Source organism: Ruegeria sp. BHSA123 (assembly GCF_059613425.1).
This window is the reverse complement of sequence record NZ_JBXWSL010000008.1, coordinates 110,991-133,124: the sequence shown is the minus strand read 5'-3', so window position 1 is coordinate 133,124 and position 22,134 is coordinate 110,991. Positions and strand designations below refer to the sequence as shown.

General features: G+C 57.6%; 21 protein-coding genes. 5 read left to right on the top strand and 16 right to left on the bottom strand.

Annotated elements, in window-relative coordinates; genetic code table 11:
- Positions 1 to 111: 111 nt before the first annotated feature.
- Positions 112 to 813, top strand: coding sequence for an SDR family NAD(P)-dependent oxidoreductase (locus AC2FNC_RS06880; RefSeq protein WP_496714865.1), 702 nt, complete (start codon positions 112 to 114; stop codon positions 811 to 813).
- Here the strand turns inward: AC2FNC_RS06880 and AC2FNC_RS06875 are convergent.
- From AC2FNC_RS06875 to yajC, 10 genes are all read right to left on the bottom strand, one after another.
- Complete coding sequence (locus AC2FNC_RS06875) at positions 808 to 1,350, bottom strand: DsbE family thiol:disulfide interchange protein (protein ID WP_480492951.1); 543 nt, start codon at positions 1,348 to 1,350, stop codon at positions 808 to 810. The two genes, AC2FNC_RS06880 and AC2FNC_RS06875, sit on opposite strands and share 6 nt — an antisense overlap.
- On the bottom strand, positions 1,343 to 1,501 hold the full coding sequence (gene ccmD, locus AC2FNC_RS06870) for a heme exporter protein CcmD (protein ID WP_209503508.1): 159 nt from the start codon (positions 1,499 to 1,501) through the stop codon (positions 1,343 to 1,345). The genes AC2FNC_RS06875 and ccmD overlap by 8 nt, the downstream gene beginning before the upstream one ends.
- Entirely contained in the window at positions 1,498 to 2,271 is a 774-nt protein-coding gene (locus AC2FNC_RS06865; protein ID WP_480473412.1) for a heme ABC transporter permease, read from the bottom strand. Before AC2FNC_RS06865 ends, ccmD begins: the two co-directional genes overlap by 4 nt.
- A 61-nt stretch (positions 2,272 to 2,332) precedes the next feature.
- Entirely contained in the window at positions 2,333 to 2,989 is a 657-nt protein-coding gene (gene ccmB, locus AC2FNC_RS06860) for a heme exporter protein CcmB (protein WP_480473413.1), read from the bottom strand.
- Positions 2,986 to 3,600, bottom strand: coding sequence for a heme ABC exporter ATP-binding protein CcmA (gene ccmA / locus AC2FNC_RS06855; protein ID WP_496714864.1), 615 nt, complete (start codon positions 3,598 to 3,600; stop codon positions 2,986 to 2,988). The genes ccmB and ccmA overlap by 4 nt, the downstream gene beginning before the upstream one ends.
- Before the next feature lie 144 nt (positions 3,601 to 3,744).
- Entirely contained in the window at positions 3,745 to 4,098 is a 354-nt protein-coding gene (locus tag AC2FNC_RS06850) for an Mth938-like domain-containing protein (protein WP_496714863.1), read from the bottom strand.
- Positions 4,099 to 4,110: 12 nt separating this feature from the next.
- Positions 4,111 to 4,875, bottom strand: coding sequence for a sulfite exporter TauE/SafE family protein (locus tag AC2FNC_RS06845; protein WP_496714862.1), 765 nt, complete (start codon positions 4,873 to 4,875; stop codon positions 4,111 to 4,113).
- On the bottom strand, positions 4,856 to 5,830 hold the full coding sequence (secF, locus tag AC2FNC_RS06840; RefSeq protein ID WP_496714861.1) for a protein translocase subunit SecF: 975 nt from the start codon (positions 5,828 to 5,830) through the stop codon (positions 4,856 to 4,858). The genes AC2FNC_RS06845 and secF overlap by 20 nt, the downstream gene beginning before the upstream one ends.
- Positions 5,831 to 5,832: 2 nt before the next feature.
- Positions 5,833 to 7,494 (bottom strand): protein translocase subunit SecD, encoded by a 1,662-nt coding sequence (gene secD, locus AC2FNC_RS06835; protein WP_480517517.1) that lies wholly within the window; start codon positions 7,492 to 7,494, stop codon positions 5,833 to 5,835.
- Positions 7,495 to 7,527: 33 nt separating this feature from the next.
- Positions 7,528 to 7,815 carry a preprotein translocase subunit YajC gene (gene yajC, locus AC2FNC_RS06830; RefSeq protein ID WP_209503494.1) on the bottom strand — a complete coding sequence of 96 codons (288 nt, stop codon included), beginning with the start codon at positions 7,813 to 7,815 and terminating at the stop codon, positions 7,528 to 7,530.
- A 201-nt stretch (positions 7,816 to 8,016) separates the two neighbouring features.
- Between yajC and AC2FNC_RS06825 the strand changes: the two genes are divergently transcribed.
- Together AC2FNC_RS06825 and serS are read left to right on the top strand one after the other, a co-directional pair.
- Positions 8,017 to 9,681: a mechanosensitive ion channel family protein gene (locus AC2FNC_RS06825; RefSeq protein WP_496714860.1), complete on the top strand. Its 1,665-nt coding sequence runs from the start codon at positions 8,017 to 8,019 to the stop codon at positions 9,679 to 9,681.
- A gap of 72 nt (positions 9,682 to 9,753) precedes the next feature.
- The gene (gene serS, locus AC2FNC_RS06820; protein ID WP_480553803.1) at positions 9,754 to 11,046 is read left to right on the top strand and encodes a serine--tRNA ligase; all 1,293 of its coding nucleotides are present in this window, start codon (positions 9,754 to 9,756) and stop codon (positions 11,044 to 11,046) included.
- Positions 11,047 to 11,103: 57 nt separating this feature from the next.
- Here the strand turns inward: serS and AC2FNC_RS06815 are convergent, their stop codons facing one another.
- The 5 genes from AC2FNC_RS06815 to AC2FNC_RS06795 form a co-directional block, all read right to left on the bottom strand.
- Entirely contained in the window at positions 11,104 to 11,670 is a 567-nt protein-coding gene (locus AC2FNC_RS06815; RefSeq protein ID WP_496714859.1) for a helix-hairpin-helix domain-containing protein, read from the bottom strand.
- A gap of 92 nt (positions 11,671 to 11,762) precedes the next feature.
- Complete coding sequence (locus AC2FNC_RS06810) at positions 11,763 to 12,746, bottom strand: fatty acid desaturase (protein WP_480473422.1); 984 nt, start codon at positions 12,744 to 12,746, stop codon at positions 11,763 to 11,765.
- 165 nt (positions 12,747 to 12,911) lie between these two features.
- Positions 12,912 to 14,375, bottom strand: a complete 1,464-nt coding sequence (gene der / locus AC2FNC_RS06805) for a ribosome biogenesis GTPase Der (protein ID WP_480603195.1) — start codon at positions 14,373 to 14,375, stop codon at positions 12,912 to 12,914.
- Positions 14,376 to 14,424: 49 nt separating this feature from the next.
- Positions 14,425 to 15,747 carry a PQQ-like beta-propeller repeat protein gene (locus AC2FNC_RS06800; RefSeq protein ID WP_480473424.1) on the bottom strand — a complete coding sequence of 441 codons (1,323 nt, stop codon included), beginning with the start codon at positions 15,745 to 15,747 and terminating at the stop codon, positions 14,425 to 14,427.
- Positions 15,748 to 15,791: 44 nt separating this feature from the next.
- Complete coding sequence (locus AC2FNC_RS06795; RefSeq protein WP_496714858.1) at positions 15,792 to 16,463, bottom strand: hypothetical protein; 672 nt, start codon at positions 16,461 to 16,463, stop codon at positions 15,792 to 15,794.
- 225 nt (positions 16,464 to 16,688) lie between these two features.
- Here AC2FNC_RS06795 and AC2FNC_RS06790 point away from each other — a divergent pair, with 225 nt between their 5' ends.
- Together AC2FNC_RS06790 and AC2FNC_RS06785 are read left to right on the top strand one after the other, a co-directional pair.
- Positions 16,689 to 17,915, top strand: a complete 1,227-nt coding sequence (locus tag AC2FNC_RS06790) for an efflux RND transporter periplasmic adaptor subunit (protein WP_480553804.1) — start codon at positions 16,689 to 16,691, stop codon at positions 17,913 to 17,915.
- Complete coding sequence (locus AC2FNC_RS06785) at positions 17,912 to 21,691, top strand: efflux RND transporter permease subunit (RefSeq protein WP_480492942.1); 3,780 nt, start codon at positions 17,912 to 17,914, stop codon at positions 21,689 to 21,691. Before AC2FNC_RS06790 ends, AC2FNC_RS06785 begins: the two co-directional genes overlap by 4 nt.
- Positions 21,692 to 21,734: 43 nt before the next feature.
- Here AC2FNC_RS06785 and AC2FNC_RS06780 read toward each other — a convergent pair whose 3' ends face one another.
- A complete protein-coding gene (locus AC2FNC_RS06780; RefSeq protein WP_480473428.1) occupies positions 21,735 to 22,133 on the bottom strand; it encodes a DUF2147 domain-containing protein in 399 nt (132 codons plus the stop codon).
- Position 22,134 lies beyond the last annotated feature (1 nt).

The window sequence follows — 22,134 nt, the reverse complement described above, 5'->3', positions numbered from 1 at the left end:
TGAGGGCGCCTTCGGGCGTCCTTTCTTTTGCAAGGCTCTGCCTCGCGCTCCGAAGTTTTATTCAGCAGAAGAAGTTGGATATACGCGGCACTCTGAAAACAGGAGGTGGTTATGGAAAAGGTGGCGTTGATAACAGGCGGGGCGCGGGGTATTGGACACGCCATCGTAGAGGAGTTGAGCCGCGACCATAGGGTGGCGTTCACTTGGTTGTCCACCAACCCTCCGGCGAGGCTATTGCGGGGGGAAGCTTTGGCGATCCGTTCGGATCTGACGGCTCCTGATCAACCTGCGGCGGTGATTGCGCAAGTGATGGAGCGGTTTGGACGACTTGATGTGATCGTGAACAATGCTGGGTTGGTTCGATCGACGCCAAAAGAGGAGTTCCAAGCGGAGGAGCATCGCGCCATTCTGGATATGAATCTGCTAGCCCCCGCTGCTTTGCTGGCTGCAGCTTTGCCACATTTGGAACGGGGCGCCGCCATTGTCAGTATCTCGTCGATGAATGCAGTGTTGCCGCCCCGTGATGCTGTCACTTATGGTGCCAGCAAGGCGGCTCTGAACCTGTGGACCCGTGCCATGGCCAAAGAGTTGGGGCCAAACGGGATACGCGTCAATGCTGTGGCCCCCGGTGCGATCAACATTCCTGAAGCGCCTCGTTCGGAAGAACTGACAGAACTTTTCGTGAAGGATACTGCGTTGGGCCGGGCCGGACGGCCCGAGGATATAGCCAAAGTGATCAGGTTTCTGGCGTCGGACGCGGCCTCGTTCATCACAGGTGAAGTTTTGTCCGTAACGGGAGGCTATCGTTTATGAACCGCCCGCAGCTTTCTCAAGCGCAGGCCGGATGGTGCTTGCAATGACACGCTGCGTAATCGGGCCAGCAAAGCGCAGAATGATCGTTCCGTCACCGTCGATCACGTAGGTCTCGGGAACGCCGTACAGACCCCAGTCAATCGCCATTCGGCCCTGTTCGTCGCGGCCCATGGCGGTGTACGGATCACCAAGGTCATCCAGGAAAGCCTCGGCATTGCTCAGCTTGTCTTTGTAGTTGATGCCGTAAACCGGGATGCCTTCAGCCGCCAGAGCCTCGAGGTTGGGGTGCTCGGCGCGGCATGGCGCGCACCAACTGGCCCAATAGTTGACCAGCTTGACCTCTCCGTTGCGCAGCGTTTCATCGTCGAAAAGGGTCTTTCCCGGAAACTCGGTGAGAACCACGGGCGGCGCCGGTTGCCCTTCGCGGGCCGAGGGCAAGGCGTTGGGATCTTCGCGAAACATGCCGATGCCTGCGAGAACCGCGAATGCGCCAAAAATCAGAGGCGGCGCAATCATCAGGGGCGAGATTTTAGCCATTGCGCGACATCCTCTGTTCGACCTTCTCCATTTCCGCACGCACCTTGCGCCCGCGCATCACGCTGAACGCAACCAGTGCCACGATAAGGGCAATGGAAACGGCATAAGACGACAAAACGGCGTCTGCATATTTTCCAAGATCGGGGATCATCCGCCTACCCTTTCCCGTGCCTGTAGCGCCTTGATACGACGGGCGCGAATTTCCGTTCCGGTGCGGTACAACACCAAGGCGATGAACAGCAGAACAAATCCGATGATGCAGGCCAGCAGGGGGTAGAAAAAGACATTGCTGACCTTCTCTTCCGTATCCGCCCCGGTAACGGCCCCCGCCCGCATGACCGATGCGCCCTGATGCAGGCCCTGATTCCAGAAATTCACCGCATACCGGCTGAGGATCGCAAAGACCGACCCCACCAGACACAGAACCGAGGTCAGGTCGGCTGCGGTATCCGGATCTTCGATAGCTTCCCACAAGGCGACATAGCCAAGGTAGAACAGAAACAGGATCAGGAACGATGTCAGGCGCGGATCCCAGGCCCACCATGTGCCCCACATGGGCTGTCCCCAGATGGCCCCCGTCAGCAGCGCTATCAGGGTCATTACGATCCCGATCGGTGCAGCAGCGCGTGCCGCAAGCGCGCTGACATGGTGGCGACGCACCAGCCAAACCAATGAGGTGGCAAGCATCATCAGCCAGCAATTGATCGCCATCAGGGCCGCCGGAACATGCAGATAGATGATCTTGACGGTCGACCCCTGCTTGTAGTCGTCCGGTGTAAAGAAAAAGCCCCATGTCAGACCGACAACGATGCAGATGGTCGAGACAATCCAGAAAAACGGCAGGACCCGTTCGCTGGTTTCAAGAAACTTGCGAGGGTTGGCATATTCCCAGAGGGCGTTGGCTTTGGCTGCGATTGACATGGGCCCTATCTAGTCCGAGTTGGGGTGGTTCTCAATTGACATCCATCAAACTTGTCGCGGTTCACCGCAGATTGATACGTAGCACGGCAGCGCTGGCAAAGGGCAACAATGCAATGGTCGCCGCCGTGATCCCGGCCAGCATCAGCAGTGGTGTCTGCACCTCCATCCCTGTTGCACCGCGTCGGGCAACTTCGGCCCCGAATATCAGGGTGGGGACGTAAAGCGGCAACACAAGAAGCGACAGCAATAGCCCGCCACGTTTCAGACCAACGGTCAGCGCAGCACCAAATGTCCCGATGACGCTCATGGCCGGGGTACCTATCAACAGCGAGATGACCAGCCAGAAGAACCCCGGCACCGGCAGGTTCAGAAGTACGCCCAGAAACGGCGCGGCCAGAACCAGCGGCAAACCAGTGGTCAGCCAATGGGCCAGCGCCTTGACAGTGACAACCGATTCAAGTGGCAGCGGTGCCGTGGCCAGCAGGTCCAGCGAGCCGTCTTCCCAGTCCAGTGCAAGCAGGCGGTCAAGCGACAGAAGGCAGGCCAGCAAGGCCCCCAGCCAGAGCACACCGGGCGCAATCGTGGACAGAAGCGAGGATTGCGGCCCCACCGCAAACGGCACCATCACGGTCACGATCAGGAAAAAGGCCAGGCCCAGCCCAAACCCGCCGCCCGCGCGAAAAGCCAGTTTCAGGTCGCGCAGCAACAGGGCGATCACAGGAAACCTCCGTCGAAATCGTCGATGGGTTTGGGTCTGGCCTTGTTCGGACCGACGTCCAGAACCTCGCCATCCAGGCCAAGGTCGATATGGGTGGCGATCAGGGCTGACCCACCCTGCCCCAGATGTGCCCGCACAGCGTCGGCAAACATTTGCACAGCGTTTCTGTCCAGCGAGACGGTCGGCTCGTCCAGCATCCAGATCGGCCGCCCTGTGACCAGCATCCGCGCCAGCCCCAGACGCCGTTTCTGACCTGCCGACAGGTTGCCGGCGTGACGGTCGGCGAGTTCGTTCAGGTCAAATGCGTCCAGCGCCGGCTGGATGTCATATGTGCCAAAGACCGAGGCCCAGAATGTCAGGTTTTCCGTCACTGACAGCGTCGGTTTGAGCCCGTCTGAATGGGACGCGTAGGCGATCTGGTCCTCGGCCCCTTCGATCTTGCCTTCCAGCGGAGGCTGCAAGCCAGCCAACGTACGCAGTAGGGTCGTTTTGCCAATACCATTCGGGCCGCGCAGGATCAGAGCTTTGCCCGGCGGCAGCTGAAAGCTGAGGCCCTCAAGGACGGGAACACCGCCACGGGTGATCGACAGATCTGTTACAGTCAAAGTCATGAGACCCGCTTAACGGATTGTCAGCAGGGGCAAAAGGCGAGATTTGCCGCAGGATGCCAGCGCACCACCGCTGCCTCATGTCGGAGTGAGGGGCCAGCCCCTCACACTCCCCGGGATATTTTCGGCCAGATGAAGAGGATCCCATCAGACAGGGATCAGCGCGAGTGCAATACGACGGCCTTCAGCGAGCAGCACGTTGTAGGTGCGACAGGCGGCGGGGGAGTTCATGATTTCGACACCAAGTCCGGCATTCTCCAGCTCAACCCTCAGGGATTGAGGGATGTGGGCCATGTCCGCGCCCGTACCGATGAGCAGGACGTCGATCCTGCCCACCAATTCCAGAAGGGGGTGTCGGTCGTCATAACCGCCCCACTCTGCAGGGCCTGCCGGGCCTGTCATGATAGCGCCGTGGAAGACATCACCGCCAATTCGGAAAAAACCGGGGCCATAACCGTCAACGGGTTTGGCATCTGTAAAAGTAATCTGATTCAGACGCATGATGTCCCTTCTTCAATCCAGAAGCGGCAGCCCGGAAATGACGGCGATCAGGATGACCGAATAGGCCGCGAGCCGATAGATCTGTTCGAGTCTCGGGTCGAACAGTGCTTTGCCGATAAGCGTAGTGATCAGATAAGGCACGCACAGCAGCAGCACAATCCACAGGATCGACAAATCTGCGGCACCGCTGATGAGGATGTTGAAAACGATGACAACGTCCAGCAATGCCAGAAAAATGATGGTGTTGGCGCGAATCTTGCGGACGTCTGTAGAACTGGCCAGATAGAACACGATGACAACCGGACCGGTCAGCCCGGTCATGCCGCCGATAATGCCTCCGCTGCCGCCGATGGCGAGACGTCCGGGTAGTCCCAGTTTCCCCTCCCATCGCCAGCCGGTAACCACGGCCAGCAAGGTCAGACCGGTGATGCCACAGACAACCCAGCGCAACGCAACCGAGTCCACCTGCACCATGATCCACAGCCCCAATGGAACGGTTACGGTTGCAGCAAAGCCCAGAGTGCTGATTTCGACCTTGTCGCAATCCCGCCACGCCTGAGGCGCCAAGGCAAATGTTGATGCGATTCCGGTGGCGGCCATCAGAAAGACCACATCTGCAATAGGCAGGAACTGGGTCGCCACCGGCACAAAGATCATCGCGGTGCCAAAACCTGTGAAGCCGCGGACAATTCCCGCGGCTCCGATAGTCAGGATCAGCCAAGTGAGGCCCGGCAGGGCCAGGGCCTGTTGCAGGGCCTCACGCATCAATATTGGCAAACTGGTTGCCCGCCGTGTTCGACGGTTTGGACCAGTCGCGCTTGACCCCCAGCCAAAGCAGGATGGTCGAAGCCACGAAGACCGACGAATAGGTCCCGACGACGACACCCCAGATCATCGCGAAGACGAATCCGCGGATGACGTCCCCGCCCAGCAGATAAAGCGAGATCAGCGCCAGCAAAGTTGTGACCGAGGTCATCACCGTCCGGCTCAGAGTTTCGTTGATCGATACGTTCAGAACCTCTTTCAGGTCCTTCTTTTTGTATTTCCGCAGATTCTCGCGCACCCGGTCGAAGACGACAACCGTGTCGTTCAGCGAATAGCCGACGATGGTCAGCAGCGCCGCGATGATCGCCAGATCGAAGCGGATTTGCAGTTCCGAGAAGATGCCGATGGTCAGGATCACATCGTGCACCAATGCGGCAACTGCCCCCAGTGCAAACTGCCATTCAAAGCGCAGCCAGATGTAGACAAGGACGGCACCGATGGCCAAGACAACCGCGATCACAGCCGTCTGGATCAACTCGCCCGACACTTTTGGGCCAACGGATTCGACACTTTCAAACGGCAGTTTGAGTCCGGGGTCTGCGGCAGCCAGCGCTTCGCCGACCTGGGTGATCACGTCTGCTGTGACCGCTTCGGCGTCTTCCTGAGCCTGAATACGGATCATTGCGACATTTTCATCGGGACCGAAGCTTGGATCAAAAATCTCGGTGATGGAGACGTCACCCAGTTGCAGCGGAGACAAAGCATCGCGGTAAACACCTACGTCGATCACTTGTGCGCTTTGGGTCCGAATCGTGGTTCCACCGCGGAAATCGATGCCGAAGTTCAGCCCCTGCAGCAGAAATGAGGAGAACGCAATCACCATCATCAGGCCGGAGATTCCAAGCCAGATTTTCCAGCGATTGAAAAAGTCGAACGAGGTGTTCTGCGGTACGAGTTTCAGTCTCATGATCAAACCTCGATCGTTTTCGGTCGGCGGCGTTCGAACCACATGACAACCATCAGGCGCGTCACGAAGATCGCGGTGAAGACCGATGTCAGGATACCCAGGCCCAGAGTGATCGCGAACCCGCGCACAGGGCCGCTGCCCATGGCAAACAGGATAACGGCGGTGATGAAAGTGGTTATGTTGGCGTCCAGAATGGCCGACAACGCCTTTTCATAGCCCAGATCGATGGCGCGGGCCGGACCTCTGGCGGATTTCAGTTCTTCGCGGATGCGTTCAAAGATCAGTACGTTGGCATCCACCGCCATACCGACCGTCAGAACGATCCCTGCAATCCCCGGCAGAGTCAGGGTTGCGCCGATCAGGGACAGCAAACCGAACAACAGGCCCACGTTTATGATCAGCGCGATGTTGGCGAAGACACCGAACAGGCCATAGCTGAGCGCCATGAATACCAGCACGGCGACAAAGGCCACGATTGTGGCAACTTTGCCTGCGTCGATACTATCTTGCCCCAGTTCGGGCCCGATGGTGCGTTCTTCCAGGAATTCCAGCCCTGCAGGCAAAGCACCTGCACGCAACAGGACGGCCAGATTGGTGCTTTCCTCAACGGTGAAATTACCGGTGATGATACCCGATCCGCCTGGGATATGGCTTTGGATCACGGGGGCCGAGATCACTTCGTCATCCAGAACGATTGCAAAGGGTGCGCCGATATTGTCACGGGTATAATCCCCGAACTTGCGTGCCCCGGATGTGTTGAATCGGAAGCTGACCGCAGGGCGGCCGTTCTGATCGAAGGATGGCTGCGCGTCGACCAGTTCCTCTCCTGTCACGACCGGAGCGGATTCGATGGTGTAATAAACGCCGTTTTCGTCAATCGACGGCACGATTTTTTCGCCGACGCCTGCAACGGCATCCGGATCGGTTCCGCGCCCGACAACCGGGTTGAAGGTCAACTGTGCTGTTGTTCCGATAATTTCCTTCAGTTCACCCGCACTGCCGATACCCGGCACCTGAATTAAGATACGATCCGTCCCCTGACGCTGAATTGTGGGCTCACGTGTACCGACTTCGTCGATCCGGCGGCGGATGATTTCCAACGCCTGACGCACCGTGCGGTCATCCGAGGCCAGTTTTTCTGCTTCGGACAGTTGAACAACAATTGTGTCACCATCCGCGCGGGCTTCGATATCTGTGGCTCCTACACCTGTCAGGGTCTGCACTTGCCGGGCCAAACCGCGGACAACCTCCAATGCCTGTGGCATTCCTTCGGGCTGGCTAATGCGCACGCGAATCTCATCCGCAGCCGAGTCCTGACGGCGGATGGTTCCCACCGTGGCACGTTCATCGCGCAGGGCGTCGCGGATTTCCGGCCACATCGCCTCCATCCGGGAGCCGTAGACGTCTTGTACTTGTACTTCGGCAAGCAAATGCGCGCCGCCGCGCAGGTCGAGGCCAAGATTGACCAGGGATGACGGCAACCAACTCGGCCATTGCGCGGCTTCAGCCTGCATCTGGGGTGTGTCGTTGCCCAACTCGATCGCGGCCTTGGCGTCGTTGGATTGTTCGACCCGCGTGTAAAATGCGTTTGGCAGGGCCATGAGCAGGCCGGTCACGCAGACCAGCCAGATCAGAACCCGCTTCCAGGTATCAAATTGCAGCATTACCCTGCCTTTTCAAGGAATTGTCGCGCGAAGTTACTTCGCCGGCTCAGTCTTGTTCAGAACCTGGGCGATGGTCGATTTGACCACGCGAATCTTGACGCCCTCGGCGATTTCGACCTCGATCTCGTTATCGCCTTCCTTGACCTTCGATACCTTGCCGATCACGCCCCCCTGAGTGATCACCTGATCACCGCGACGCACGGCATCAACCATGGCCTGATGTTCCTTCATCTTCTTTTGCTGCGGACGGATCAGCAGGAAATACATGATCGCAAAGATTAGGATCAGCGGGAGAAACTGGGCGATTGCGCCACCATCCATGGGACATTCCTTTGTTCTAGTCTTGCGGCACAGTTCCGCAAATTTGGGCGGAACCTATGCTTTGAAATGTCGGTTTGCAAGCAAAGGCGGTCATGTAACTCACCTGAAAACGGGCATGTCCCGGCAACCACGGGCAAAACGTTGCAGATATGCCCTAGGAACATAACCAATACCGGGTATAGTTTATCCGAAGGGGGACACATGACGCGGCCACTCAAACCTTTCCTTTCGTTGCTTTATTTACTGACTGCCCTGTCGGTGAGCGTGTGGCTGTCCAGTGCGGCCTTGTCGCAGGAAGCACCCGCGGAATCCCCCCTGTCCGAGACTGCGGGATCGGACACGTTCATGGCCCCGGTCATAGTAGACGGGGACATTCTGTTTCAGGTGCGCGGATCAAGCGCCCTGCCTGCTCCGGAGCGCGCCGAGGGCGTACAGGACAAGATCATTGTGGTTGCGGAAGCGTCGGAAGCACCTTTGGTCGAGATCACATATGAAGAGACCGAGTTTGGCATCTGGATTCTGGCCGATGGCCAAAAAATCTCGATCGTTACTAAAGCTGACGCTGAACTGGATCAGATGGAACTAAGTGTTCTGAGCGTTTTGCATGGCAATGCGATCAAACAATCCATTGAGGCGTATCGAGCCAACCGAACCGATCAGGCGCGCGTTTCCGGTGCTATTGAAGCGGCTGCCTGGACGTTGGGATTTGCCCTGTTTGTTGTCACTATCCTGTGGCTGCACCGTCGGATCAGGCGTCGCACATTGAAGCTGGTAAAACGCTACTTAAAGGATGTCGAAACGGCGACAGCCAAAAGCGTTCAGGCCGAAGCAATCGCGGCCCTTATCCGCTATGGTCTGAACTTCGTGCTGCTGATCATCTTCTTTCTCGGTTTCTACTATTACCTGTCCTTTGTTCTTTTGGCTTTTGCGGAAACCAGATATTTCGCACAGCTTCTGCTGACCTATCTGACAGAGCCCGTGCTGCTTATCTTCCGGGGCATCCTCAGCTATATCCCCAATCTGATCATGCTGGGCCTGATCACATGGGTCACGTTGTACATCATCAAAGGGCTGCGCGTGTTCTTTGATGCGGTCGAAGCCGGTTCGTTCGAAATGGGTGATTTCGAAAAACACTGGGTCAACCCGACGTTCAACATCGCCCGTGTCGTCGTTATTTTGATCGCGCTGGTGTTTGCGGTTCCCTATATTCCGGGCTCAGATTCTGCCGCGTTCCAGGGGTTGACCATTCTGGTTGGCGCCATGCTGTCTTTAGGCGCGAATTCAGTCGTGTCCAACATGCTGGCCGGGCTGTTTGTGATTTACCGCAGGTCTACCTCAATCGGCGACCGTATCCAGATCGGGGACCACATCGGCGATGTGGTTCAGATAAAACTGATGGAGACCCACCTGAAGTCGATCAAGAACGAGCTGATCTCGATCCCCAATGCACAATTGATGAACTCAGATGTCGTTAACTTTTCAAAGAAAACCAATGGTGACGGACTATTATTGCACACGACCGTCGGCATCGGCTACGAAGAACCCCCTGAGAAGGTAGAGGCGATGCTGATCGAGGCCGCCAACCGCACCAAAGGTATCAAGGTCAATCCCGAACCTTTTGTGTTGTGGACCGCGTTGGCCGATTACTCGATCAATTATCAGATCAACGGCTACACCACCCGTGGCAGCATCATCCCCAAAATCCGCTCGGACCTGCATCGAAACATTGTCGCTGTATTTAACGAGAACAATGTGCAGATCATGACGCCTTCTTATGTGGCCGACCCGCCCGAGCCAAAAATACCGGCCGGGGCATGGGATGGCCACCTGACGCATGAAACCCACGAAGACGCTGATAAGTCGTAACCGGTGCTACACCCTGCCCTGCAGATGGTGCATAAGCGGGTTCAGTGATTCACGCATTCAAGGATCTGAGACATGCACGACATCCGCGCCATTCGCGAAAACCCTGCCGCCTTTGACGCCGCCCTAGCGCGCCGTGGGGACGCGCCGGTGTCGTCAGATCTGCTGAGGCTGGACGAAAGCCGGCGTGCCAAGATTCTGGCTGCAGAAACTGCACAGGCCGAACAAAACAAGGCCAGCAAGGAAGTCGGCGCTGCTAAGGGACGCGGCGACGAGGCTGAATTCGAACGCCTGCGCGCGCTTGTCGCCGAGAAAAAGGCCGAAGTCGCCCGGATGCAGACCGAGGCCAAGGATCTGGATGCCTTGCTGACCGATCAACTGGCCCGCATCGCCAACCTGCCCGCCGATGACGTGCCGCAAGGCGCGGACGAAAACGACAATGTCGAAGTCAACCGCTGGGGCACCCCGCGTGATTTCAGCTTTGCACCGAAAGAGCATTACGACATTCCCGCCGTCGCAGCCGCGATGGATTTCGAAACCGCCGCTAAAACAAGCGGCAGCCGGTTCGTGAATCTGTCCAAGGGGGTTGCCCGCATCCACCGCGCGCTGGCCCAGTTCATGTTGGACACGCATATCGACAAGAACGGTCTGACAGAAATGCAGACACCGGTTCTGGTCCGGGATGAGGCGATGTATGGCACGGATAAATTGCCTAAATTCGGCGACGACAGCTATCAGACGACCAATGGCTGGTGGCTGATCCCGACCTCCGAGGTTACACTGACCTATTCAGTGGCTGGTGACATTCTCGAAGAGTCTGCCCTGCCCATCCGTATGACCGCCCATACCGTCTGTTTCAGGTCCGAGGCCGGAAGTGCAGGCAAGGACACCGCAGGGATGCTGCGCCAGCACCAGTTCGAAAAGGTCGAGATGGTCTCGATCACCCATCCCGACGCGTCAGATGACGAGCAAAAGCGCATGTTGCGCTGCGCCGAGGATCTGCTGGAACAGTTGGGTATTCCCTATCGCACTGTTGTTTTGTGCACCGGTGATATGGGCTTTGGCGCGCGCCGCACTTATGACATCGAAGCTTGGCTGCCCGGACAGGACACCTATCGCGAGATCAGCTCGGTCTCGACCACAGGTGCGTTTCAGGCGCGTCGAATGAATGCCCGTTTCCGGCCAGAAAGTGGTGGCAAACCCGAATTCCTTCATACTCTGAACGGTTCCGGTCTGGCTGTCGGGCGTTGCCTGATCGCTGTTCTGGAGAATGGGCAGAATGAAGACGGAACTGTTTCGCTGCCCGAGGTACTTGGCCCCTATCTGGGCGGCAAGCTGACCCTGCAATCGGACGGTTCTTTGGCCTGACAAACAAAACCGGCGCCGTCGGGCACCGGTAAGGACATCAGCAGAAGGCGAAGAAGTTTACTTCTTTGCTTTTTTCTTGTCCTTCTTCTTTCCGCCTTTCTTGCCGTCCTTCTTTTTCCCGTCCTTCTTGGACTTTTTGTCCTTGCTGGATTTGGCTTTCACTTTGTCCTTCGCCTTTGAAAAGGCGGCTTCCATCTCTTTACGCTTCTTCGCGGCTTTTTCAGCCTTGGCCTTGGCTTTGGCCTTTTTCTTTTCCGCAGCTTCGGCTTTTTCGGCCGCTGCTTTTTCTTCTGCCGCCTTGCGTGCGGCTTCCTCGACCCGTTTCTCGGCTGCGGCTGCGGCGATTGTTTTGCGGGACGCGGCTTTGCGTGCGGAAGGCCTGCGTACCGCCGGAGTCCGGGCCGCAGTTCGGCGTGTTGTTGGCTTCGCAGCAACCGGATTTGCGGCAACGGCTTCTTTGGCAGATGCAATCAAAACCAACGCGCGCGCCTCACCGATCCGAGGGACCTTGACCAAATCAGCAGGAGCGGCCTTGGCTATTGCCTCGGCGGTCTTGAAGCCATTGGCAACAAGGGCCTGGCCAAGCGAGTCTCCTACACCTTTTATATCGGTCACTGCGGTCATTATGGGTCCTTTCTGTGTCGTTCTATAACTTCGTATATACACCGGATATACGAAGCAGCAAGCAGCGTAGTGATAACCCCTGTTCTGCCAGCTTAGTTATGGGCAAGACTAGCGGCTCGGTTGTCTCTCGGAAAGGGTACAAGGCGCTTGGCATCTTCGTCCCATAGCTTCAGGTTCAATGCGGCCACGGCCTCGGGAAACTTAATCCGGCGCGGGGTGTATTCCGGCGGCAGGTTATAATGGCAGGCACGCAGGCGATATGATGGGATACGCGCGTTGAAATGGTGGATGTCGTGCAACGTGATGCAGGCCACAGCCATATCGAACCACCATCCGAAATCCAGTGCGGATGATCCCTCAAGCGCTGCTGTCTGAGGGTTCAGATCGGGGCGGCGATCCCAATAGGTATCTTCGAAGTTGTGCTGAAGATAAACAAGGAAGACGCCCAGCATTCCACCCAAAAAGGAAAACACCAACCAGACCCAAATGCCGGTCATACCCGCAATCAGATACAACAATCCTAGAAACACGATGATCGACAGGTTGTGCAACACCACACCTTTAGCGCCAAAACGCACCGTGTTCTTGGGCCAACGGTATCGGATGAAGTAGGTGAACAACGCGCCGACCGGAACCAGGATGAACGGATTGCGATACAGCCTGTAAAACAAACGCGTTTTCCAATCAGCCGCATTCCACTCTCGCAGAGTCATCGTATGAATTTCACCTGTCTCGCGATGTTCAAGATTTCCGATGCCCGCATGGTGCAGATTGTGGTTCTGCTTCATCACCTCGAACGGGGCGAAAGTGAAGGGAGACAGGCCATGCCCTGCCCATTCGTTTTGAATCCGTGTTTCAAACAGAGAGTGATGCCCGCAATCATGTTGCAGCACATAAAGCCGTACTGCGGCAAAGGCGAACACGATCCCGGCGGGTATCATGATGTACCAGCGATCAACAAAGGTGATCGCAAGGGTCAGCGACGCAAAATACACCGCAAATGTGCCAAAATAACTTGCCGCGGCCAATCTGTTGTCCTGCACCGCGTAATGTCTAGTATATTCCCTCAAATCCATCCAGCCGTCTCCTTACGATGGCCGTTCAGTTTTCTGTTCAAATCTAGGTGCGGCTAGTCCGCATGCAAGCAGTGCGTGCCCAAACAAATGCACACGCATGAATGCTAGCGCGGAGAACAGAAACTGTCACGCCCCCGTGAGGTAAGATGCTGAAAATTGGCGCAGTTACGCGCGGCCCTTGAGATGCTTGGCCAGCGCGCCCGCATTTTTCTTGCGCCGACCCTTATATGGGTTCTTGTCGCCCTGCCCGCGCAGCGTCAGGCGGATTGGGGTGCCAGGCATGTCAAAGTCCTGACGCAACCCGTTGACCAGATAGCGGGTATAGCTTTCGGGCATCTTATCGGGATGAGAACACATCACAACAAAACCCGGCGGCCGCGTTTTCGCCTGGGTCATATAGCGCAGCTTGATGCGGCGGCCCTGTGGGGCTGGCGGCGGGTGTTGTTCCAGCATGGCAGTCAGCCACCGATTCAACGCCGCGGTTGGCACACGGCGGTTCCAGACGTCATGGGCGCGCAGGATGGCGGCGCGCAATCTCTCAAGCCCGCGACCCGTTTTCGCCGAGACGGTAACCAGAGGGGCCCCGCGCAGCTGCGGCAGCAAACGATCAAAGGCATCTTTCAGTTCCCGCAGCTTTTCCTGCTTGTTTTCCTCGACGTCCCACTTGTTTACGGCAACAACAACAGCCCGGCCTTCGCGTTCGGCCAAATCGGCAATTCTCAGATCCTGTTGTTCAAATGGAATGGCCGCGTCCAGAAGTACGACGACAACCTCGGCAAACTTCACCGCGCGCAAGCCGTCTGACACCGAGAGCTTTTCCAGCTTTTCCTGTACCTTTGCTTTCTTGCGCATTCCTGCTGTGTCAAAGATCCGCATCGGAGTGCTTTCTCCGTCCGGGTCGGCCCAATCAATCCGCAGGCTGATAGCGTCACGGGTGATCCCGGCCTCAGGCCCGGTCAACAGGCGGTCTTCGCCGATGATCTTGTTGATCAGCGTGGATTTGCCCGCATTCGGACGGCCAACCACGGCCACCTGCAACGGCTTCGCAGAGGTGATCAGGGGCATTTCGCCCTCACCGTCTTCATCCAGCTCAATATCGGTTTTTGGGGCTTCTTCGACCTGCTTTTCCTCGGCTGCATCGGCCAAAGGCATAAGCCGAGCATAAAGATCTGTCATCCCTTCGCCATGTTCACCAGAAAGACGCACAGGCTCACCCAGACCCAGGTTATATGCCTCGAGCACCCCGGCATCCGCTGCGCTGCCTTCGGCCTTGTTGGCCGCAAGGATTACATGCTTGGACCGTTTGCGCAGGATTTCTGCAAACATCTCGTCCGTGGGCGTCAGCCCGACCCGCGCATCGATCATGAACAGGCAGACATCGGCCATGTCTACCGCGCGTTCGGTCAGACGGCGCATCCGGCCCTGCAAACTGTCATCTGTCGCGTCTTCAAGTCCGGCCGTATCGATCACGGTAAAGCGCAGATCGCCCAGACGCCCTTCGCCCTCGCGCAAGTCACGCGTCACACCGGGCTGATCGTCGACCAGCGCCAGACGTTTGCCTACGAGGCGGTTGAACAATGTGGATTTGCCCACGTTCGGGCGCCCCACGATGGCGAGGGTCAGCGACATGATACTCTACTTTCAAGACTCAAGTTGCGCCCTTTAACGCATCTTGCCGTCAACGGAAAGCGTGTAGATCACCTTTGGTCGAAACAACATACAGCGTCTGCCCGGCCACAACAGGGGATGCTGTCGCGCCTCCGGGAACCTCAGCCTGATGAACCAGTGTTCCGTCAACTGGATTGAAGAACCGTAGAAACCCGTCGTTGGACGCAACCACAATACGACCCCCGGCCAGAATTGGGCCGTAATGCGCAAAGATCGGTCCCCGGCGGCCACGCTTGTCCTTGACGAAGCCCGGCAGATCCTGCGCCCAGATGACAGACCCGTCCGCCGCGTTCAGACGCACCAGCTGGCTGCGATCACTGATCAGGAAGATGCTGTTGCCCGCAGGCCAGACCGTATCGACCGCACCTTCGTCTGCTGTCCACCGGCGCTCACCGGAAGCGGCATCAAATGCGACGGTCCGGCCCGAGTGATTGCCGATGTAGATACTGTTGCCGACAACCATCGGACCACCAGTCACATCGACGATTTGCGCCGCGGCGCGCCCGCGACGCCCCCCTGCAACAGACGCGTTCCAGCGGCGGATACCACCGCGGCGGAAAGTGGCCGCCACGTCACCCGAGCCAAAGGCAAATACCGCCAGATCAGATGCGATTGCAGGCGCAGGCGCACCCAGAACGTTCCCGACGCTGGGTGTGCCTTCGAATTGCCAGGCTATGCGTCCGTCCTTGGTGTTTACAGCCCAGCCGGTTTCATCTCCGGCCACAACGTATAACAGCCCGTCGTTCACCAGCGGAGCGCCGCTGCCGGTCGCTTCCAGGCGTTTTTGCCAGCGCACGGCACCCGATTTGGCGTCCAGCGCGGTCAACCGACCGAACCCTGACGACACATAAAGGACGCCGTCGGCATAAGCCAAACCACCCCCTGTTGCATCCGAGTCGCCATCACTTGGCGGGATCAGATCGGTTTCCCATGCCAACTGCCCCTGCTGGGTGACCGCTGAAACCGTCGCTCCTGAATCCAGTGTAAAGATCAATCCGCCCGCAACCACCGGCTCGGCAGTTATGCGTTGCTTGCGCGAGTCGCCCTGCCCGATCGAAACAGACCAGATCCGTTGTGGTGTTGCGCGCAAAGCGGCATGGGTGGTTCGGTATGCGGACGTTCCCGGACTTTGTGACCAGTTGGCGTTGACCTGTTGCGCCGGCAGGCTGATCGGTTGCGAGCCGCGCTTTTCGACCGTTTCCAGATCTGAAACAGGGCGAATATCCTCGCGTTCACCGGGCAGAATGGCTTCGGGCGGTTCACAGGCCGCAAGTGCTGTCAAGGCCAGAGCCGCAAAAGGCAATCCCGTACGGGAAAAAAATCTTGTTACCATGATATTCCGAACTCGCCTGTCGTTAAGTCTTTTGTCCCGCCTGGTCAGCCTTGCTGCGCCACCAATGGTTCAGGTTCCCCACCCAAAGCAATGATCATTTGCGCCGCGCGCTGTTGCAGATCGATCCCAACCTCTGCATCCTGCCGTAGCGCCTGCAATCGATCCAGCGCAGCATCGACATTCCCCTCGGCCACGTCAATCAGAGCCAACTGCTCTTCCGCCAGCAGCCGCAGCGGCGCTCCGGGGGCCGCCAACGCCTCGAACTGTTGCCGCCGGTCGGCGGCAGGCAAGGTATCGCCTTGCAACAGCAGCGACTTGAAGCTTGCAATCGCGCGGTAAATCTCGGGCAGGTCGCCCTGAACGGCAACCGCGTTCAGGCTGGTGACCGCGTCCTCTCGGGATCCGGATTCGACCTGTGACGCAGACAACAACATGTCCAGCAAGGCTTTCCCGCCCGGTGACATCGCCTCTGCCTGTGCAAGACCAGCAGCCCTTGCCGCCGGGTCATTTTCGGACAATGCAGCAAGAATCGTGTCACCCAATAACTGAGCTTGCGCCGTGTCCCGCGCCTTGCGGTATTCATTGAAAGCGGCACCGCCGACGATCAACACGACGGCGACGACACCCACCCAGCCCCAGCGACGCAGCAACAGATAGATCCGGTCACGGCGCACCTCTTCGGTGACCTCATCAATGAAACTGTCTATATCGCTCATCCAAGCCCCCGGGCTGTCTATCTTGTATTAGTGCGCCATGTCATACCCCGGCACCAACGCCAAGCCAAGGGTCCGAATATGCGCATTTTCACCGCTTTGCTTCCCTCTTGCGAAAAAATGCAAACCGAACTATTCAGTTCAGTATGGAAAAGATGCCGAACAGACCCCATTTCATGGCGTGACAGCCCAAGTATTAATGGCGCAGATTCTTAGGAGAAACACTTTATGCGTTTGATTTCATTCATCAACGCCCTTCTCGTGATTGTTGCACTGTATTTTCTGGTGTTTGAACGTGACACCTTGTTCGCCTTTGCCGGACGCGGTGATGCCGTGGAAGCAACACAAGTCGAAGCCACGGAAACCGAAAACTCCGATATCTCTGCCGTGGGCGTTGTCGCCGTGCGCTCGCAAGCGCGCGAAATTGACAGCGCCGTGCTGCTGCGCGGGCAGACGAAGGCGAACCGGCAGGTCGAAGTGCTTGCGGAAACCACGTCCACCGTTGTCTCTGAGCCCAAACGCAAAGGTGCGTTTGTTGAGGCGGGCGATATATTATGCGAACTTGACCCCGGCACGCGCCCGGCACAACTGGCCGAGGCCATGGCGGGCAAGCTGGAAGCCCAAAGCCGCATTCCCGAAGCCGAAGCACGCCTGATAGAGGCACATGCGCTTGTGGCCGAGGCCGAGATCAATCTGACAGCCTCACGCAAGCTGGCTGAAACCGGATATGCGTCGGAAACCCGCCGGATTTCCAGCGAAGCTGTGATGAGCTCTGCAAAAGCCGGTGTGAAGTCCGCCGAAGCCGGGCTGGAGGCCACGCGCGCGGGCATCGAAGCCGCCGCAGCAGCAGTCGAGGCCGCACAGCGAGAGATTGGCCGCCTGACCATCAAAGCCCCCTTCAAAGGTTTGCTGGAAAGCGACACCGCGGAACTGGGCAGCCTAATGCAACCCGGATCGCTTTGCGCGACTGTCATTCAACTGGACCCGATCAAGCTGGTCGGCTTCGTTCCCGAGACCGAGGTCAACCGGGTGCTTGTCGGGTCCGAGGCTTCGGCAACGCTTGTGACCGGTCGGCAATTGGGCGGTCGGGTCACGTTCCTCAGCCGGTCAGCGGACGAGACAACACGTACATTCGAGGTGGAAATCACCGTTCCGAACCCCGACTTGACCATTCGCGACGGTCAGACAGCCACCATCCTCATCGCGGCTGAAGGTACGAAAGCCCACCTGCTGCCGCAATCGGCGCTGACACTCAGCAACGAAGGTCAATTGGGTGTGCGCACAGTTGGTGCAGGCAATGTGGTTGATTTCATGCCGGTCCGCATTTTGCGCGACACAGCCGAAGGTGTCTGGATCGATGGCTTGCCGGAAACGGTTGATATCATTGTGGTCGGGCAGGAATTCGTGATCCGCGGTGTTACCGTTGCACCAACTTATCGGGAAGCCTCGCAATGACGGGTATCGTCGCATGGGCCGCAGGCAGGGCCCGAATGGTAATGGCGTTCATCGCCATTTCGCTGGTCGTAGGCGGCTTTGCCTATGTCTCGCTTCCGAAAGAGGGTGAGCCGGATATCGAAATCCCTGCCCTTTTCGTTTCGGTGCAGTTTCCCGGGATTTCAGCGGAAGACTCAGAAAACCTTTTGGTCAAGCCGATGGAGACCGAACTGGCGGATCTCGACGGGCTCAAGGAAATGACGTCGACTGCGGCCGAAGGTTATGCCGGGGTCGCGCTGGAGTTTGAATTTGGCTGGGACAAGACCTCGATCATGGCGGACGTGCGCGATGCCATGAACACGGCCCAGGCTGATTTTCCCGAAGGTGCGGAACAATACTCGCTGACGGAAATCAACTTTTCCGAGTTCCCGATCGTCATCGTCAATCTGACCGGTGCCGTTCCGGAACGCACAATGGCCCGTGTCGCCAAGGATTTGCAGGACGAGCTTGAGGCGCTGGATTCCGTTCTCGAAGCGGGTATCGCGGGCAATCGTGACGAGTTGCTTGAGGTCGTTATCGACCCATTGCGGCTTGAAGCATACAACGTGACCGCAGACGAGCTGATCAATGTCGTGCGAAACAATAACCAGCTGATCGCGGCAGGCGAGGTCGAAACTGCCCAGGGTACATTCTCGGTCAAGATTCCATCGTCGTTCAAAACGGCGCAGGATGTTTATGGCTTGCCGATCAAGGTCAATGGCGACCGGGTTGTAACGCTGGGTGAGCTTGCGCAGATCAACTACACATTTGAAGATCGCGAAGGTACCGCCCGCTTCAACGGCGAGGCGACCGTCGCGCTGCAAGTTGTCAAACGCAAGGGCTATAACCTGATCGACACCGTTACGCAGGTGAAAGAAACCATAGCTCAGGCCAAGACCAAATGGCCGCCCGAGCTTCAGGCCGCGGTCGAGCTTGGAACGTCGAACGACCAGAGCCGCATTGTCGGTTCGATGGTCAGCCAGCTTGAAGGCTCGGTTCTGACCGCAATCGCTCTGGTGATGATCGTGGTTCTGGCCTCTTTGGGTACGCGGGCAGCGCTTTTGGTGGGCTTTGCAATTCCGACCTCATTCCTGCTGTGTTTCGCATTTCTGGCGGTCATGGGCATCAGTATCTCGAACATTGTGATGTTCGGCCTCATTCTGGCCGTAGGGATGTTGGTCGACGGTGCCATCGTGGTCGTGGAATATGCTGACAAGAGAATAAAGGAAGGCGTCGGCCCGATGCATGCCTATGTTGAGGCGGCCCAACGCATGTTCTGGCCCATCGTATCCTCGACCGCGACGACGCTATGTGCCTTCCTGCCCATGCTCTTCTGGCCCGGTGTTCCGGGCGAATTCATGGGGATGTTGCCCGTCACGCTGATCTTTGTTCTGTCGGCGTCGCTGATTGTGGCGCTGATCTACCTGCCGGTCATGGGCGGTGTTTCGGGGCGTCTGAGCCGCGTTTTCGACCGGTCTTCGAACTGGCTCCGTGCGCGTACCCGGTGGTGGATTCGGGCAGTGATGGTGCCCCCGTCGCTTTATATGATCTTCCTGGGTGCGATGCAGGTTCTGAACCCTGACTATCTACTGCCCGGAGGAGTGGTCGCTGGTGCCCTGCTGTTCCTGTTCGGGGCCTTTGCCGGGTCTGTAACACTGAGCGCGGCCAAGTTCGAACGGGCGGAAGAAAACCACGTCCACACCGCTGACGAACACACACCTTTCGGGCATGTGATCCGGTTCCTTGTCGGAAACCCGATCATGCCGATCGTGTCGCTGGCGGCAGTTTTCTCTGCCGTGTATTTTGTGACCTTCGTCTGGTTCCCACAGGAATCAAGAGGTGTCGAATTTTTCGTTGAAAGCGAACCGGAACAGGCAACAGCTTACGTCCGTGCCCGTGGCAACCTGTCACTGGCTGAAAAAGACAAGATGGTCCTGCAGGCCGAACAGATCATTGGATCTCATCCGGCGGTAATCAACGTCTTTTCCTTTGCCGGCGAAGGCGGTCTTGACCAGAATACCGGCGGCGCGCAGGCACCGGCGGACACGGTGGGGCGGGTCCAGTTTGAAATTATCCCATGGGAAGATCGTCCGAACGTTTCGGAATCCGCTTTGTGGGGATTGTTTGAGCGCCACTTTGTGGCACCCGAATATGATGGCGATTACGTAATCGGCGATCTCAACGCCAAACTGGCGACAATACCCGGTATCGTTGTTGAAATCCTGGCATTGGAACAGGGCCCGGCCTCGGCCAAACCGGTTCACCTGCGTATCAAGGGGGACGGTTGGGACGAATTGAGATCGGCCACCGTCGCCGCGCGCCAGGTCTTTGACGAAACGCCGGGGCTGATCAAAACCGAAGATACCCTGCCCCTGCCTGGTATCGATTGGCAGATCGATGTCGACGTGGCCAAAGCTGGTCGGTTCGGCGCTGATGTAGCCACTGTTGGTGCCATGGTGCAGCTTGTGACACGCGGCATCCTGTTGGGTGAGATGCGCCCAGACAATACGGATGAAGAGATCGAGATCCGTGTCCGATTGCCGGAAGAGGATCGCGTGCTGTCGACTTTGGATACGCTCAAGGTCCGCACTCCGGACGGGTTGGTTCCGCTGTCGAACTTCGTGACCCGGGAACCCGTGGCCAAACTGGCCCAGATCAACCGTGTCGACCAGCAACGTTACTATGACGTCAAAGCGGATGTTGAACCGGGTCTGAGCAAGGTTGTGACCAAAGGGCCGGACGGGAAAGAAGAACGTCTGGCTATAATGCGCGAAGTGACCGACGGCTACACTCCAACCGGCACCGTGTTGGACGGCGACGTAGGAAAGTCCTACGAGCTGGTTCAACTGACCGGTGCAAAGAATATAGACCAGCTACGTAGCGTGATTGACGCGGGAGACGCGCAGTTCGCCCTGATCAACCCGAATGAGCGGATCGCAGTACTGACCGAATGGCTGGAAACCAGCCCCTTCGCCAACTCGATCAGTTGGCAATGGACCGGTGATCAGGAAGAGCAGGAAGAATCCGGCGCATTTCTGGTGAATGCCTTCATGGGTGCTTTGGGGCTGATGTTCGTGATCCTGCTCGCCCAGTTCAACTCGTTCTACAATTCGGTGTTGGTGCTGTTGGCAGTTGTTCTTTCGACCACCGGGGTTCTGATCGGCATGATCGTGATGGAGCAACCCTTCTCGATCATCATGACCGGCACCGGCATCGTTGCTCTGGCAGGAATTGTGGTGAACAACAACATTGTTCTGATCGATACCTATCAGGAATACAGCGCCTATATGCCAAGGATCGAGGCAATCGTCCGCACCGCGGAATCGCGTATCCGCCCGGTTCTGCTGACTACGTTGACCACGATGGCAGGTCTGACCCCAATGATGTTTGGGCTTTCGCTGGACTTTATCAATGGCGGCTATTCCATCGACAGTCCCACCGCTCTGTGGTGGAAACAGCTGGCCACAGCGGTTGTCTTTGGTCTTGGCATCGCCACTGTTCTCACCCTGATCGTGACGCCGTCGCTTCTGGCGCTGCGTGTCTGGGTGACGACTTACGCTGTCTGGCTCAGCCGCGGGCTTGCCCGTATGACCGCGGGGCGGTCCAGTAAGATCGCGCAGGACATGGCTATTGGTCGCTCGGCCCGCAAACTACAGGCGACCGAGATTGTGTGGGATGAGCCGCACCAATCCGAGACCGGTTTGCAAGACGAGCCCACGGATCAAATTCCTGGATCGCCGCTAAAAGCCGCAGAATAAGAATGAAAGGACCGGGATTTCCGGTCCTTTTCGTTTTCTGTCGTCACAGTCGGGACCAGGTCTGGTGCGCGCAAATCGAATGTTCACAGCCTTTGACCATGAGCTTGTCACCCTGCAACGTCATCTGCGGAACAGCATCAACGTCGATCAGGGGAACCCAGAACTCACCCCCACCATATTTTCCGCCGCCTTCGCTCGACACGTCCCAGAACAGCTTTTTCCCGATATTCGGCGTTTGAACTTCTTTGCCGGAAGAATCAAAAGCCGAAAGTATCGTGCCGCAGAACTTGTCCGCGCAGGCGGATATCTGGATATGCGAGATCAGGTTCTTTCGATCAGGTTCGGTCTTCCACACGCCCTCAATCGGGTCAGCCGCGACCATAGCCGGGAGAAGAACCACAACGGCTACAGATACTAATCGTCTTGCTAATCCATTGATCATG